Raw genomic sequence first — 15,914 nt, forward strand, 5'->3', positions numbered from 1 at the left:
CAAGCCTCCCTCAAAAAGGCCGGGCCCCCGCGGGCAAGCCCCGGGGGCCCCTTCCCGAAGGAAGGGACCCCCTACCGGCGAGCTCGCGAGGGCCTCATTGCGCGCCACTTTAGCAAAGCCTCCCCGGGCTTGTAAAGTGCTAAGTGGATGAAGGACTACTACGCCATCCTGGGGGTGAGCCGGGAGGCCAGCCAGGAGGAGATCAAGAAGGCCTACCGCCGCCTGGCCCTCAAGTACCACCCCGACCGGAACCCGGGGGACAAGGAGGCGGAGGAGCGCTTCAAGGAGATCAACGAGGCCTACGCCGTCCTCTCGGACCCGAAGAAACGGGCGGCCTACGACCGGGGCCACCTCGAGGCCCCCGAGTACCGGCCGGAGGACCTCTTTGACCTCTTCTTCCAGGAGGTCTTCGGCGTCCGCGGCCATAGGAGGCCTCCACGGGGGGAGGACCTGGAGGCGGAGGTGGAGGTGGAGCTCCAGGACCTCCTCCACGGCGCCGAGAAGGAGGTGCGCTACACCCGGCTCGTGCCCTGCGAGGCCTGCGGCGGCGAGGGAGGGAGGCGAACCCCCTGCCCCACCTGCCGCGGCCAAGGGGTGGTGGAGAGTTACCGCCAGAGCTTCTTCGGCACCGTGGTCACCCGGACGGCCTGCCCCCACTGCAAGGGGCGGGGCTACCTCCTCGCGGAAACCTGCCCCGCCTGCCGCGGCCGGGGCCGGGTGCCCCGGGAAGAGCGGGTCCGGGTGCAGGTGCCCCCGGGGATGGACGAGGGCCACCTCCTCCGCGTGCCCGGCTACGGCAACCTGGGCCCTGGAGGGCCCGGGGACCTTTACCTCCGCATCCGGGTCCGCCCCCACCCCCACCTGGAGCGCCAGGGCCCCGACCTCGTCTACCGCCTCCGCCTGGGGCTCGCCCAGGCGGCTTTGGGGGCGCGGGTGGAGGTGCCGGGCCTCGAGGGCCCCATCCCCCTGGACATCCCCCCCGGGACCGGCCACGGGGAGGTGTTCGCCCTGGAGGGCGGGGGCCTGCCCCTGCCCGGGGGCCGGGGCCGGGGCGCCCTCCGGGTGGTGGTGGAGCTCGCCGTGCCCAAGAAGCTCTCCCCCAAGGCGCAGAAGCTCCTCCGCGCCTACGCCGAGGAGGTGGGGGAGGAGGTGGCCCCCGAGGGCTTCTGGGAAAGGCTCAAGGGGTTCTTCCGTAAGTAGGGCCTTCCGTGGTATAGTGGGGCATTCCGGGTCGCTTCAGGGTGACCCCAAGGGTCTAAAGCCAACCCTTAAGCCCCGGATGCGGGCCCTCGGGCCCGGGGAAAGAAGGAGCGGTATGCAGAAGGGTCGGGTCAAGTGGTTCAACGCGGAAAAGGGCTACGGCTTCATTGAGCGGGAGGGCGACACGGACGTCTTCGTCCACTACACCGCCATCAACGCCAAGGGGTTCCGCACCCTCAACGAGGGGGACATCGTCACCTTTGACGTGGAGCCGGGCCGGAACGGCAAGGGCCCCCAGGCGGTCAACGTCACGGTGGTGGAGCCCGCGCGGCGCTAAGCCATAGGACGGCCAAGGCCCTGGACCGGGTCCAGGGCCTTTTTCACATGCCTCTCAGGGGGTGCGGGGTAGCATGGGGGCGATGCACGTCCTGACCCTGGACCTCGCGCCCGTCACCCCCAAGGACGCCCCCCTCCTCCACCGCGTCTTCCACCTGAGCCCGAGCTACTTCGCCCTCATCGGGATGGAGCTTCCCACCTTGGAGGACGTGGTCCGGGACCTCCAGACCCTGGAGGTGGACCCCCGGCGCCGCGCCTTCCTCCTCTTCCTCGGCCAGGAGCCGGTGGGCTATCTGGACGCCAAGCTCGGCTACCCGGAGGCGGAGGACGCCACCCTAAGCCTCCTCCTCATCCGGGAGGACCACCAGGGCCGGGGACTGGGCCGGCAGGCCCTGGAGCGCTTCGCGGCGGGCTTAGACGGGGTGCGCCGCCTCTACGCCGTGGTCTACGGCCACAACCCCAAGGCCAAGGCCTTCTTCCAGGCCCAGGGCTTCCGCTACGTAAAGGACGGGGGGCCGACCCTTACCTGGTACGTTCGGCCCCTATGACACCACCCCCTGCGGGCTTGCGCCAGCATAGGGGTCCCAGCAAAAGGTGGAGGCTTCTTTGGGGCCACCCGGGCAAGGGAAGGCACGCCCCGCCCGGGGCCTTCCGGGCGGGGCGTTTACTCTAGGCCGGCGAGCTTGCGGTTCTTCTCAATGTAGGACTTCCACTGCTCCGGGACGTCCTCCTCGGGGTAGATGGCGTTCACCGGGCAGGCGGGGACGCAGGCCCCGCAGTCAATGCACTCCTCCGGGTGGATGTAGAACTGGTCCCCCCGTCGTAGATGCACTCCACGGGGCAGACCTCCACGCAGGACTGGTCCTTGACGCCGATGCAGGGCTCGCAGATCACGTGCGGCATTCCTCACCTCCCGAGCAACCGCTCCCCCCTATTTTAGGGCAACCCGGCCCCTGTCAAGCCCTAGGCCAGGGCTTTACCCAAAACTCCTTCCTCGCCCTCCCTTAGCCTGCTTCAAGAGTTCTTGGGTGACTTCATAGTTGAGCAGGCGAACCAGGCCCCTCAGGAGCAGGTACGGACCATCCCTCTCGCTGGGCAGCCCCAGCTTGCCCCCGAGCTGCAAAAGAAACCCCTTGAACGGATCCCCCAACCGCTCAACTTCCCAAAGGAACACCGCCAGCCCCAGCAAAACCGCCACCACCTTCCGGATCCGGGCAAGCCCCCGCACCTGGAAGGTCTCAAGCCCCAGCCCCGTCTTCAAAAGCCGGAAGAACCGCTCCACCTCCCACCGCCTGCGGTACGCCTCCACCACCCGCGCCGCCTCCTCCCTCCCCCTCACCGGCAAGCTGGTCAGTAGCCACCACTCCCCACGCCGCCCCAGGGCTGGCACCCGGCAGACCACCAGGTGGAGCCGCCTCCCCTCCACCTCCACCTCCCTCCATCCGAAGTGGAGCCGCACCCGCTGGTACCTGCCCCCTACCCTCAGCTCCACCTCCTCCCCACAGGGAAGGGCCAGGGAAGAAGCCACCTTCGCCAGAGAACCCCCCTCCCCAAGCTTCCGGTCCCGGTAGACCCGCACCACGAACTCCTCCCCCAGGGCCAGCACCTGCCCAAACACCTTCCGGTCGTCAAACCCCCGGTCCGCCACATACACCAGCCTCCTGCCCACGCCCCCCAATCGCTCCCGGGCCGCCTCAATGGCTCCCTCCACCTCCTTGGGCAGGCTGGCAAACCCCCTCTCCCCGTAGGCCACCAGGTGGGCGTACCCCAGGGCCAGCCGCCCCGCGGGGTCCAACCCCAGGGCGGTGAGGAGCTCGTACCCGGGCCGCCTATCCTTCCCCACCCGGGCTATCCCCTCCAGGGCCCGGGCATAGGGCTTGACCACCGGGCTCAGGTCCAGGAGGACCAGAACCTCCTCACCCTCCAGGGCAGTCGCGCTCTCCTGATAGACCCGGTCAAGGAGGGCTTCTGCCTCCACCCGTGGGTTGGACAGGAAGCGGTAAAGGGCTTTGGCCTGGTGGAAGCGGTTCTGGAGGGGAGAAGGGAGCGAGGCCACCATCTCGCTCACCCGGGCTGAGCCTGCGGCCAAGGCGCCCCGCACCACCTCTTCAAACCGTCGGTGGAGGCGCTTATCGGGGGAAAACGCTCGCAAAACGGCCCGTGAACTCCTGGAGCCTGGCCTCGGCCACCTTGAGCATGTCCATGGATCACCCCCGGTACCAGATACGGGCTGCGCCCGCAAGGGGAGATTTACCACGAAACGGAGATGTGGGTAAAGTCCTGCTAGGCCCCGAGGTAGCGGAAGTAGGCCTCCCGGGGCACCGCCCCCAGCACCTCCTCCCCCTGGACCACGAGGACGATGGGGTGCTGGAAGAAGAGGGGGGCGAGCTCCGTCACCGCCGTCTCCGCCTCCACGCTGGGGACCTCCTCGAGGGGGAGGATGTGGTCGGAAAGGCCGAGGAGGCCCACGGGCCGGCCCTCCTGGTAGAGGAGGGCGAGGCCCCGGCCCTCGTAGGCCTCCACCCCCTCCACCCGGGCCAAGGGGCGGGCGAGGCGCTTGGCCGCCCGCGGGCCGAAGAGGCCGGCGGTGAGCAGGGTGGAGCAGGGGATGCGGGTGGCCCTCTGCCCCAAGGCCAGGGACCAGGTGAAGGCCAGGAGGAAGAGGAGCCCCTCCAGGAGGCCGTAGGCGTTGAACCCCTCCCAGCCCAGCTTCCCCTGGCCGCCGAGGAGGAGGTGGAGGGCCAGGGAGAGGAGGAGGGCGATGACCAGGGAGGCCAGGTAGGCGAAAAGCCCGGCCAGGCGAAGCTCCCTCACCGTGCGCATGGGTCTAGCTTACCAGGTCCTCCTCCCGGTCCACGTCCACCCCCACCTCGGGGTAGGGGGTGACGAGGGCCCGGGCCTCCACCCCCAGGATCCTTTGGGCCCGGGCCTCCACCTCGGCGAGGGAGAGGCGGCCCAGGAGGAGCTTCAGCAACACGTCCCACCCCACGAGGCGGGCCAGGGCCAAAGGCCTCTTGCGCAGGGCCACCACCCGCCGGGCCAGGGGAAGGGCCTCCCGGAAGAGGGACTTGTCCAAAAGGAGAAGGTTGCCGCCGGTGAAGGTCCCCTCCCGGAGGCGGGCGTAGGTGCGCTTGGTCCGGGGAAAGCGGGCCTCCACCGCCTCCTTGGGCACAATGGGGTAGACCAGGGCCGCCTCAGGAGCCTTATCCAGAACGAAGCGGACCGCCTCCCCCGTGAGGTGGGGGATGTCCCCGGTGGCCACGAGCACGCGCCCCTCCACGTGCTCCAGGGCCTGCTCCAGGTTTTCCAGGAGGCCTCCGCGGTCGGGAAGGGTGAGGGCGGGCGCGGGAACGAGGCCGGGGTTCTCCCCCACGTACACCGGGGAAAGCCCCGCGGCGTAGAGGGCCTCCAGGACCCACTCCACCATGGGCCGGCCGCGGTAGGGCACGAGGGCCTTGCTCCTCACCCCAAAGCGCTCGGCCCAGGCCTCCTTGCCCCCGGCGAGAACGATGGCGCCATGCCTCACAGCCCACCCCCTAGAAGGGCACCGCCTCCTGGGCCTCCCCCGCCTGCCCGCCCTGGAGGAGGACCTCCCGGTCGGGCAGGAGGTAGGCCCGGAACCCCTCGGCCTCGAGGGCCCCCACGGCCTCCTCCCCCACCCGCACCTCCCTCAGGGCGAGGAGGGCCTCGCCGAAGGCGCCCTGGACCCGGACGTACAGGGGGAGGGTCCCCGCGTGCTCGTCCAGGAGGCTTTTCAAGTGGGCCACCCCCCGGTCGTCCAGGAGGGAGGCCTCCACCTCCACCTCGAGGGCCCGGGGGACCTGCTCCAGCTCCTCGTAGGTCCAAACGGCCTGGGCCAGCACCCGCACGCCCCCTTCCTCCCGCTCCACCTCGGCGAGGACGAGCACGGGGGTGTCCTCCTTGAGCCTCGGGGAGACCTGGTCGTAGGCCCGGCCGAAGGCCACCGCCTCAAGCGCCCCCGTCTCGTCGGAGAGGACGAAGCGGGCCATCATCCCGCCGCTCTTTGTGGGCTTGCGCACCACCTCCTCCACCATCCCGGCGAGGAGGACCCTAGACCGGGGCGGCAGGTCCCGGGCCAGGTCGGGAAGCTCCTCCAGGGTGCAGGTGGCCGTCTCCCGGAGCCCGGGGTACCGCAAGATAGGGTGGCCGGAGACGTAGATCCCCAGGGCCTCCTTCTCGTAGCGGAGCCGGGTGATCTCGTCCAGGGGGGCGGCCTCGGCCAAAGGCGGCTCCTCCACCTCGCCGAAGAGGCCCATCATGCCCGAGCGGGCCTTCTCCCGGGTCTCGGCCGCCCACCTGAGGAGCCCCTCCAGGGAGGCGAGGAGCCGCGCCCTTTCCCCGAGGCCGTCCAGGGCACCCGCCTTGATGAGGGACTCCAGGGTCCGCTTGTTGAGCACCTTCTCGTCCAGCCGCTTGAGGAAGTCCCCGAGGCTCCGGTAGGGGCCGCCCCGCTCCCGCTCCCGGAGAATGGCCTCCGCCGCCGCCTCGCCCACGTTTTTCACCGCGGAGAGGCCGAAGAGGATCTGCCGGCCCTGGACCAGAAAGTCAAACCCGGAGCGGTTGACGTCCGGGGGAAGGACCTCTATGCCCATGGCCCGGGCGTCGCGGATGTACTCGGCCACCTTGTCGGAGTCGTGCCGCTCCACGGAGAGGAGGGCGGCCATGAACTCCACGGGGTAGTGGGCCTTCACGTAGGCGGTCTGGTAGGAGAGGAGGCTGTAGGCGGCAGCGTGGGAGTTGTGAACGATGACGTCCTCGGCCACAAAGGTGTGGGTCCCCTCCACGGTGAGGTCAAAGACCTCCTCCTCCCCCAAGGGCTCCACGGCCTCCACCCGGTCCCAATACACCTCGGCCTCGGCCAGGCGGAGAAGGGCCAGGCTCCCCGTTAGGGCGGCAAGCCGCCCCACCGTGGCCCGGGAAAGCCCCCGCCGCCCCCTGCCGAGGCAGAGGAGCCCTTCGGCCAAGCCCGCTTCCCGGAGAAGGTCCGCCACCTGCCCTTGGGCCACCTCGGCCACCGCCGCCCTCACCTCCTCCAGGAAGGCGAGGGGGAGGACATCTCTGGTGCTCCGGCCCGCCTTTTCCCAGGAGGCAAGAAGGGCCTCGAGGTCTTGTCGCCGCTTGCCCACAAGGTAGGGGCCCACCGTTTCGGCGAAGCGGCGGGCCGCCTCCAGCCCCCCAGGAGGTAAACGGCATACCCCTTGTACCCCCCGGAAAAGCGTTTTTCCACCAGGCGGGACTGGAGCCCCAGGCGCAGGAGGAGGTGCTGCACTCCCCAGGCGAGCTCCTTGGAGGCGGTGGCGTAGTGGATGAGCCTCCCCTTCGGGTCCACCCCGCCGTCCCCGGTCCAAAGCCGCCCCAAAAAGCGGGCCACCTCCTCGGGAGGTAGGCCGAAGACCGCCTCGGGAAGGCGCTTCGTCTTCGCGTCAAGCCCGAGAAGCCCCATCCGCCTCAGGAAGGCCACCGCGCCCGCCTCTTGCCTCCGGTCCACGCGGCCCACGTAAACGTGGGCCACCCCCCGGCGCCAGACCACCCGGATGCGGGTGTTGGGGAAGGCCCGCAAAGCCTCCTCCATGGCGGCGAGCTCCTCCTCGGAGGAGGTATAGAGGTAAACGCCGGAAGGGTGACGGAGATGGCCTTCGGCCAGGGCGAAGCCCAAAAGGTCCAGCTCGTGGCCCTCCAAGTGGAGGGAAGGCCGATAGGAGAGGTGGCGGGGCAGGGCCACGTAATCCCCAGGCGCCAAGGTCCCCAGAGGCCGCCACCCCTCCGGGGTGTAGACGGGGTGGTTGGCCGTGGCCTCCAAGACCCGGCCCGTGGCGGTGCGGAGGGCGTAGACCTGGGCCTTTCCACTCGGGAAGGCGGCCACCACGGGCCGCGGCACCAGGCGGAGGCGGGCCTCGTCCAGGGAAACCACCCAGACCCCCTTCGCCTCGCCCCGGACGATCTCCCCAACGCGCACCACCCTCCCGGTGCACCAGTCCACCACCCGGGCCCGGGCGGGGAGGCACTTGTTGAAGCCGTAGTTGGCGAAGGCCTCCAGCATGTCAAAGAGGCGGTTGGCCTCCTCCTCGGGCACGCCCCTTTCCTTGGCCCCCTGGACGAAGCGCTCCCGGTGGGACTTCATCTCCTCCACCTTCTTCTTGCCCATGGAGTTGTGGACCACAAGGTCCTCGGACACGAAGTTGGCGAAGGGGGGCACCCGGAGATCAAAGGTGCGGGCCTTTCCCGCAGGCTCCACCGCCACGATGGGGTCCCACAGAACCTGACCTTCTGCCAAGGCCTTGAGGCCCGGGTCGGCAAAGGCCTCCCCCAGGAGGAAGAGGCGGTGGCGGGAGAGGTAGCGGCGGGGACGCTTGAGGTTAAGACCGCTGGAGAGGCAGCTCCCCGCTACGGCGACCCTTCTCCCCGCCTCACTCCAGGAAAGCCCGCTCCTTCTCTTGGCCTCCGAGATGCGGTAGGCCACCGCAGGAGGCACGAGGCGAAGGTGCCAGCCCTGGCCAGGAAGGCGTCTTCTGGCTTCAGCCTCCAAGGCAGCCAACCGTTCGCGCTTAGCCCCAAGAGATAGGGGCCGATGAGCTCAGCAAAGCGAAGGATATCCTCCCGGCCCGAGATCAGAACCTCGTGGGCTCGAGGTCCCCTGGAGCGCAGTTGGCTCGTGATTCCCAGGCGGAGGAGGAGGTGGGCCACGTCCTGCGCCAAACCTAGGCTGGCCGAGCTGTACGAGATGCGCTTTTTCTCCACGGAGCCATCGGTGCTGAAAAGGCGGCCAAGGAAGAGGGCCAAGGCCTCCCTGCGGTAGCGGAACACCTCCTCGGGTACCCGCTTCTCCTCTGCCTTGGCCACCATCCCGGCCTCCACCACCAGGCGCTTCACCGGATCCTGGGCCCCGGGCCTCGGGGCCAGGGTGGCTAAGGTCACCACCCCCGTGGTGGGGTGGACGTAGGCTTTGACCTTGGCCCCCAAAGCCTCGGCGCACCGCCGATAGGCGGCCAGGAGCTCGGGGTCCTTGGAGTAGAAGAAGGCGTTCGGCCTCGTCCCCCTGCGGCCGGAGAGCTTCGTGTTACCGTCCCCTAGCAGCAAGGCCAAGAGGGTAACCCGTTCTTCGGGTGGGGCGAGATGTCCGGCCACAGGAAGTTCGGCAGGTACAGCGATGGGCGTACCCAGGGGCAGGTCGCAAAGGGGCTTCCACCCTTCCAGGGTCAGGAGAGGGTGGTCAGGGGTGAGGACTAGGGTGCGGCCGCTCCGGGTCCTGAGCCGCACCACCTCCCGGACGCCGCTTTCCAGAACCTCCAGCACCGGGACCCGGTAGAGGCGGTAATCGGGGCCGAGGGAGAAGACCTCCATGCCGGGCCGCACCTTCTCTATGGGCACCCTCTGACCCGTAGCCGCATCCAGGACCAGACTTCCCTCCGCCAAACACCGCCGGAGGAGGTCCGCCTCGCCCAGGGAGTACCCCGCCACGGCCGAGGCGATTTGCATGATCTGCTCCTGGTAGACGGGGATGCCGTAGGTCTCGTCCAGGATGGGCCTTAAGTACTTCTCCGCGTGGGGGAACTCGCTGTAGCTTGTGGGCTCCTGGCCGTGGTGGCGGCGGATGTAGGTGGGGATGTGCTCCATGGGGCCCGGGCGGTAGAGGGAGAGGATGGCGATGAGGTCCTCAAAGCGCCGGGGCTTGAGGCCGCGAAGCGTGGCGGTCATCCCCCCGATTCCAGCTGGAAAACCCCCTTGGTCTCCCCCCGGGAGAGGAGGGCGAAGGTCTTGGGGTCGTCTAAAGGGAGCCGGTCGTAGTCCAGCTCCACCCCCTGGGACGCTTTTACGATGCGCTTGGCCTCGTCCAGGAAGGTGAGGGTGCGCAGGCCCAAGAAGTCCATCTTCAAAAGCCCCAGGGCCTCCACCGCCCCCATGTCGTACTGGGTCACGGGCCGCCCCTCCTGGTCCCGCATGAGGGGGACAAGGTCCGTGAGGGGCTCGGCGGCGATCACCACCCCGGCGGCGTGGACGGAGGCGTGGCGGTTTAGGCCCTCGAGGCGCATGGCCACCTCGAGGACCTCCCGCACCTTGGGGTCCTTCTCCATCTCCGCCTTTAGCTCCGGCACCACCTGGATGGCCTCCTGCAAAGGCCTGGGCCTGCCGAACTGCACGGGGATGAGCTTGGCCAGCTCCTCCGCCTTCTTGTGGGGGATGCCGTAAACCCGGGCCACGTCCTTGAGGGCGGCCTTGGAGGCAAGGCTTCCTAGGGTGCCGATCTGGGCCACCTTGTCCTCGCCGTAGCGCTCCCGCACGTACTGGATCACCCGGTCCCGCTCCCGGTCCGAGAAGTCCGTGTCGATGTCCGGCATGGAGACCCTCTCCGGGTTCAGGAAGCGCTCAAAGAGGAGGCCGAAGCGCAAAGGGTCGATGTTGGTGATGCCCACGGCGTAGGCCACGAGGCTCCCGGCAGCGCTTCCCCTCCCGGGCCCCACGGAGATGCCGTTTCTCCGGGCCCAATTGATGTAGTCCTGCACGATGAGGAAGTACCCGGGAAACCCCATGCGCTCGATCACGGAAAGCTCGTAGAGGGCCCGGTGGAAGATGGCCTCCGCCGTCCACTCCCTGACCCCGGCCAAGGGAGGGAGGGTCTCCATGAGCCCCTCCCAGGCCTCCCGCTCCACCTGGGCCAAGGCCTCGGCCAGGGCCTCCCCGTCCCCGTGCGGGGGAGCTTCCCTAGAAGGCGGAAGATCTCCCGGTAAAAGCCCTCGGTGATCCGGTCCGGGTAGCGGCGGAGAAGCCCCTTAAAGGTGAGCTCCATGAGGTACTGGGCCTCGGTCCGCCCCTCGGGGAGGGGGAAGCGGGGGATGCGGTAGACCATCCGGTCCCCGATGGGAAGGTCCACCTCGCACATGCGGGCGATCTCCACGGTGTTGTCAAAGGGTTCGTCGCCCCACTCCTCCTCTGGAAGCATGGCCCGCATCTCCTCCGGGGTCTTCACGTAAAACTCGTCGCAGGGGAAACGCCAGCGCTCGGGGTCATCCAGGGTGCTCTTGGACTGGATGGCGAGAAGCACCTCGTGGGCGCGGGCGTCCTCCTTGCGCACGTAGTGGCCGTCGTTGGTGGCCACCATCCCCAGGCCGTACTTTCGGGCGAACTCCTTGAGGACCTCGTTGACCTTTTTCTGCTCGGGGAGGCCGTGGTTCTGGATCTCAATGAAGAAGCGGTCCTTGAAGATGGCGAGGTACTCCTCAAGCCGGGCCTCGGCCAGGTCCAGACGGTCCTGGAGGATGAACTGGGGGATCTCCGCCCCGAGGCACCCCGAGAGGGCGATGAGGCCCTCGGCGTGCTCGCGCAGGATCTCCCGGTCAATCCGGGGTTTTTCGTAAAACCCCTCCAGGTAAGCCCGGCTCGCCAGGCGCACCAGGTTCTGGTACCCCGTGAAGTCCTTGGCGAGGAGGGTGAGGTGAAAGTAGCCCCCGTCTAGGCCCTTTCCCCGCTTGCGGTCAAAGCGGCTTTCCGCCGCCACGTAGGCCTCGTAGCCCAGGATGGGCTTGATGCCCATTTCGGTGGCCTTCTTGTAGAACTCCACGGCCCCGAAGAGGTTGCCGTGGTCGGTCATGGCCAAGGCCGGGTCCTCGGGGGTGGTCTCCTTAACCCACTTAAGGAGGTCGGAAAGCTTAGCCGCCCCGTCCAGAAGGGAGAACTGGGTGTGCTGGTGGAGGTGGGCGAAGCGGAGCTTGCGGCCCATGGTCTTCAGTTTACGGCCTGCTACCCTAGGGGAGGGACGTTTGGCTTTCGGGAGCGCAAATGACTTTAGGGGAACTTCGCGAAGAGGTCTGGAACGCCCTGGCGCGCTTTGACCTGGCCCTTCACCCCACGCCCCCCCACGGCCACCACCCCAACTTCCTGGGGGCCCGAAAGGCAGCGGAGCGCCTCTTAAAGACCCCCGAGTTCCAGGGGGCGAGACGGGTTCTGGCGGGGATGGACGCCGTCTTAAAGCCCCTAAGGGAAGAGGCCCTGCGCCAGGGAAAGGAGCTCCTCCTCCCCCACCCCGACCGCCCGGGGAGTTTTTGCTCCTTAAGGATCTGGACCCGCGGAAGCTCAAGCGGGTGCGGGAGGCGTACCGCTTCGGGGTGCGGGTGGCCCTGGAGGAGGCCACGCCGGACCTCGTCCTCATCGGGGCGGTGGCCGTGGACGAGGAGGGGGGGTGGGTGGGCAAGGGCTACGGCTTCCCCCAAAGCTGGCTCCGGGTAGAGGCCCCCTTCGCCACCCTGGCCCACCCGGTGATGGTCTACCCCCGCCTCCCCGTGCCCCCGGAAAGGCGGGTGCATCTCATCGCCACGCCCCAGCGCCTCCTCCGGCTAGGCTAGGGCGAGGCCCAGGGGGTCCTCCAGAATCCCCGCAAGGTGGCGGCAGAAGCGGGCGGCGTCGGCCCCGTCAATGAGGCGGTGGTCGTAGGTGAGGCTGAAGGGCATCACGAGCCGGGGCACGAAGGCCTCCTTCCCGGGGTCCCAAAGGGGTTTCATCTGGGAGCGGGAGACCCCGAGGATGGCCACCTCCGGCCAGTTGACGATGGGGGTGAAGCCCACTCCCCCAATCCCCCCCAGGTTGGAGAGGCTGAAGGTGCCCCCCTGCATCTCCTCGGGGGCAAGCTTCCTTTCCCGGGCCTTCTCGGAGATCTCCTGGAGCTCCTCGGCCAGGCGCAAAACCCCCTTCTGGTCCACGTGGCGGATCACCGGGACGAGGAGGCCATGGGGCGTGTCCACCGCCACCCCGATATGGATGTAGTCCTTGTAGATGACCTCCCCTTTCTCGGGGTCAAGGGAGGCGTTGAACTTGGGGAAGGCCTTCAGGGTGAGGGCCAGGGCCTTGAGGAGGAAGGCGGTGAGGGTGAGGCGGAACCCCTTCTCCTCGGCCTTCTTGGCGTACTGCTTGCGCAAAGCCTCCAGCTCGGTGACGTCCGCCTCGTCAAAGTGGGTGACCATGGGCACCTGGCTCCAGGCCTGGGCCATGGCCCGCGCCGTGGCCTTGCGCACCCCGCTCATGGGCTCGGTGCGCACCGGGCCCCACTTGCTGAAGTCGGGAAGCCTGGGGGCGGGGGCCGGAAGGGGGCCTGCCGGGGCCTCGGCGAGGCCCGCCGCCCGGCGCACGTCCTCCTCGGTAATCCGCCCGGCAAGTCCCGTGCCCCGGACCTGCGCGAGGTCCACCCCAAGCTCCCGGGCGAGCCGCCTTATGGAGGGAGCCGCCGGGATGAGGCGGCCCTCGGCGGGGACCTCCTTGGGCGCAGGAGGGGCTTCCTTGGGAGCGGGAGGGGGTTCTTCCTGGGCCTTGGGGGCTGGTTCGGGCTTCTCCTCGGCCTTGGGGGCAGGCGGCTCCGGCTTCTCCTCCGCCTTAGCTTCCGCCTCCCCGGCCAGCACCAAGATGGGCTGGCCCGGGCGCACCTCGTCCCCCACCTTGACCAGGACCTTCTGCACCACCCCGCCCGCCTCTGCGGGCACCTCCACCACCGCCTTGTCCGTCTCCAGCTCCAGAAGGGGCTGGCCCGGCTCCACCCGGTCCCCCTCCTTCACCAAAACGCCCACCACGGTGGCCTGGGTCACGTTGTCGCCGAGTTCAGGTAGCTTCACCTCCATGGTCTCCCCCTAGCGCCGGTGGGGCGGCACCTCCTCCAGCTTAAGGCCAAGGTCCTTCCGCGCCTGGTTCAGGGTCCTCTTCGTCACCTTGCCCTCCCCGTGGAGCAGGGCCAAGGCGGTGTAGGCGATGTGCCGGGCATCCACCTCAAAGAAGTCCCTTAGGGCCTCCCGGGTGTCGGAGCGGCCGAAGCCGTCGGTGCCCAAGACGGCGAAGGGCCGGTCCAGGTAGCCCCGGATGAGGTTGGGCAGGGCCTTGAGGTAGTCGGTGGCGGCCACGATGGGGCCCTCGTGGCCCTCGAGGGCCTCCACCACGTAGGGCTTCCGGGGCTTGCCCAAAAGGCGGGCCTCCCGCTCCGCCTCGATGGCGTCGTAGTAGAGGGCCTTGTAGCTGGTGGCGCTCCAGACCTCGGCCACCACGCCGTACTGGGCCAATAGCTCCTGGGCCTTCAGGGCCTCGTTGAGGATGGGCCCGGTGCCGAAAAGCTGCACCTTCGGGCCCTTCCCCTCCCCCGCCCGGAAGAGGTAAAGCCCTTTTAGGATCCCCTCCTTGACCTTTTCCCGGGGCTCGGGCATGGGGGGGTGGACGTAGTTCTCGTTCTCAATGGTGATGTAGTAGAAGACGTCCTCCCCCTTGCCGTACATGCGGCGGAGGCCATCCTCCAGGATCACGGCGAACTCGTAGGCGAAAGCGGGGTCGTAGGCGAGGAGGTTGGGGGCGGCCAGGGCGTAGACGTGGCTTTGGCCGTCCTGGTGCTGAAGGCCCTCCCCCGCCAGGGTGGTGCGCCCCGCCGTGGCCCCGAGGAAGAAGCCCCGGGTGCGCTGGTCGGCGGCGGCCCAGACCAGGTCCCCGATCCTTTGCAGGCCGAACATGGAGTAGGTGATGAGGAAGGGGATGGTGGGGATGCCCCAGTGGGCGTAGGCGGTGCCGGCAGCGATGAAGTCGGCCATGGCCCCGGCCTCCGTGATCCCCTCCTCCAGGATCTGGCCCTCCCGGCTCTCCTTGTAGGCGGTGAGGGTCCCGGCGTCCACGGGGATGTAGAGCTGCCCCTGAGGGGAGTAGATGCCCACCTGGGCGATCAGGGCCTCCATGCCGAAGGTACGGGCCTCGTCGGGGACAATGGGGACGATGTACTTGCCCACGGCGGGGTGACGGAGGAGCTTGGCCAGGATGCGCACGAAGGCCATGGTGGTGGAGATCTCCCGGCCGCCTGTGCCCTCGTAGAACTCCCGGAAGAACTCCTCCCCGGGCACCTCGAGGCCTCCCTTGAAGCGCACCCTCCTTTCGGGCACGAAGCCCCGAGGGCCTTCCTCCTTTCCAGGAGGTACTTGACCTCCGGGGAGTCCGGCCCCGGATGGTAGTAAGGAAGCTCCTCCAGCTTCTCCTCGGGGACGGGGATCCCTAGGAAGCGCCTCGCCTCCTTCAGGTCCTCCTCGGTGAGCTTCTTCACCTGGTGGGCCACGTTTTTGGCCATGACCGTGGGGCCCATCCCGTAGCCCTTGATGGTGCGGGCCAGGATGACCACGGGGCTTCCCTTGTGCTCCACCGCGGCCTTGTAGGCGGCGTGGATCTTGACCAGGTCGTGGCCGCCCCGGGACCGGGTGAGCTCGGTGAGCTCCTCGTCCGTCATCCCCTCAATGAGCTTCTTGAGCTCGGGGGTGTTGAAGAAGCGCTCCCTTAGCTCCTTGCCCCCAAAGGCGGCGTAGCGCTGGCTTTCCCCGTCCACCAGGGCCTCAAAGCGGCGGAGGAGGTGGCCTTCCTTATCCTTGGCGAGGAGCTCGTCCCAGGCCGAGCCCCAGACCACCTTGATCACGTGCCAGCCCGCGCCCCTATAGAGCCTTTCCAGCTCCTGGATGACCTTGGAGTTGCCCCGCACGGGGCCGTCCAGGCGCTGGAGGTTGCAGTTCACCACGAAGATGAGGTTGTCCAGGTTCTCCCGGGCGGCGAGGTGAAGCGCCCCCACCGTCTCGGGCTCGTCGTGCTCCCCGTCCCCCAGGAAGGCCCAGACCTTGGCGGAGCTTTTGGGCTTGAGGCCTCGGTCCTCGAGGTAACGCATGAAGCGGGCCTGATAAATGGCCTGGATGGGGCCAAGGCCCATGGAGACCGTGGGGAACTCCCAGAAGTCGGGCATGAGCCAGGGGTGGGGGTAGCTGGAAAGCCCCCGGCCCCCCGGCACCGGAGGGTGGACCTCGCGGCGGAAGTTCTCTAAATCCTCCTCCTTAAGCCTTCCCTCCAGGAAGGCCCGGGCGTAGTTCCCGGGGGAGGCGTGCCCCTGGAAGAAGACCAGGTCCCGGTCCAGCCCCGCCTCCGGCCCCCGGAAGAAGTGGTTGAACCCCACCTCGTAAAGCTCGGCGATGGAGGCGTAGGTGGCGATGTGCCCCCCGATGCCGTCCGCCTTCTTGTTGGCCCGCGTGACCATCATGGCCACGTTCCAGCGGAGGATGTTGGCGATGCGGCGCTCCAGCTCCAGGTCCCCGGGGTAAGGGGGCTCCTTCTCCTTGGGGATGGTGTTGAGGTAAGGGGTGGAGAGGCGGTTTGCGGGGTAGACCCCATGGCGGAAGAGGTACTCGTCCAGAAGGCGCAAGAGCTCCTCCACCCGCTCGGGGCCCTCCACCTTGAGGACGTACTCCAAAGACTCCAGCCACTCCCGGTTTTCTATTTCGAGGAAGCGGGCCTTCTCCTCGGGCGAGAGGGCCTGGAAGGCCGCCTTCAGCTCCTTTTCCGTCATGGCCTCCTCCAAAGCTACACTACACCTTCCC

At 68.4% G+C, this 15,914-nt stretch carries 7 protein-coding genes and 4 pseudogenes; 4 read left to right on the forward strand and 7 right to left on the reverse strand.

Going from position 1 to position 15,914, the window contains the following annotated elements; genetic code table 11:
- Nucleotides 1-147 precede the first annotated feature (147 nt).
- The 3 genes from AV541_RS09960 to AV541_RS09970 all read left to right on the forward strand — a co-directional run bounded on the left by AV541_RS09960 (nt 148) and on the right by AV541_RS09970 (nt 2,084).
- Nucleotides 148-1,200 carry a DnaJ C-terminal domain-containing protein gene (locus AV541_RS09960; RefSeq protein ID WP_014628973.1) on the forward strand — a complete coding sequence of 351 codons (1,053 nt, stop codon included), beginning with the start codon at nt 148-150 and terminating at the stop codon, nt 1,198-1,200.
- Between the two features lie 115 nt (nt 1,201-1,315).
- Nucleotides 1,316-1,537 carry a cold-shock protein gene (locus AV541_RS09965; protein ID WP_011227757.1) on the forward strand — a complete coding sequence of 74 codons (222 nt, stop codon included), beginning with the start codon at nt 1,316-1,318 and terminating at the stop codon, nt 1,535-1,537.
- A 73-nt stretch (nt 1,538-1,610) separates the two neighbouring features.
- Nucleotides 1,611-2,084, forward strand: coding sequence for a GNAT family N-acetyltransferase (locus tag AV541_RS09970; RefSeq protein ID WP_011174165.1), 474 nt, complete (start codon nt 1,611-1,613; stop codon nt 2,082-2,084).
- Nucleotides 2,085-2,200: 116 nt separating this feature from the next.
- On the opposite strand, the pseudogene AV541_RS09975 reads toward AV541_RS09970, so the two are convergent.
- The 5 genes and pseudogenes from AV541_RS09975 to dnaE all read right to left on the reverse strand — a co-directional run bounded on the left by AV541_RS09975 (nt 2,201) and on the right by dnaE (nt 11,272).
- A pseudogene (locus AV541_RS09975) lies at nt 2,201-2,439 on the reverse strand (ferredoxin).
- A 73-nt stretch (nt 2,440-2,512) separates the two neighbouring features.
- Nucleotides 2,513-3,637, reverse strand: coding sequence for a transposase (locus tag AV541_RS09980; RefSeq protein ID WP_008630830.1), 1,125 nt, complete (start codon nt 3,635-3,637; stop codon nt 2,513-2,515).
- 182 nt (nt 3,638-3,819) lie between these two features.
- The gene (locus AV541_RS09985) at nt 3,820-4,359 is read right to left on the reverse strand and encodes a hypothetical protein (protein ID WP_008630823.1); all 540 of its coding nucleotides are present in this window, start codon (nt 4,357-4,359) and stop codon (nt 3,820-3,822) included.
- Nucleotides 4,360-4,363: 4 nt separating this feature from the next.
- The gene (locus AV541_RS09990) at nt 4,364-5,062 is read right to left on the reverse strand and encodes an NTP transferase domain-containing protein (RefSeq protein ID WP_060384793.1); all 699 of its coding nucleotides are present in this window, start codon (nt 5,060-5,062) and stop codon (nt 4,364-4,366) included.
- A gap of 10 nt (nt 5,063-5,072) precedes the next feature.
- Nucleotides 5,073-11,272 (reverse strand): annotated as a pseudogene (gene dnaE, locus AV541_RS13620) (DNA polymerase III subunit alpha).
- A 59-nt stretch (nt 11,273-11,331) separates the two neighbouring features.
- Here dnaE and AV541_RS10000 point away from each other — a divergent pair.
- Nucleotides 11,332-11,894 (forward strand): annotated as a pseudogene (locus AV541_RS10000) (5-formyltetrahydrofolate cyclo-ligase).
- Here AV541_RS10000 and AV541_RS10005 read toward each other — a convergent pair.
- A complete protein-coding gene (locus tag AV541_RS10005) occupies nt 11,886-13,157 on the reverse strand; it encodes a 2-oxo acid dehydrogenase subunit E2 (RefSeq protein WP_008630816.1) in 1,272 nt (423 codons plus the stop codon). The pseudogene AV541_RS10000 and the gene AV541_RS10005 overlap by 9 nt on opposite strands.
- A gap of 9 nt (nt 13,158-13,166) precedes the next feature.
- Nucleotides 13,167-15,883: pseudogene (gene aceE / locus AV541_RS10010) on the reverse strand (pyruvate dehydrogenase (acetyl-transferring), homodimeric type).
- Nucleotides 15,884-15,914 lie beyond the last annotated feature (31 nt).

This window comes from Thermus parvatiensis (genome assembly GCF_001535545.1).
In the GTDB taxonomy this organism is placed as follows: domain Bacteria; phylum Deinococcota; class Deinococci; order Deinococcales; family Thermaceae; genus Thermus; species Thermus parvatiensis.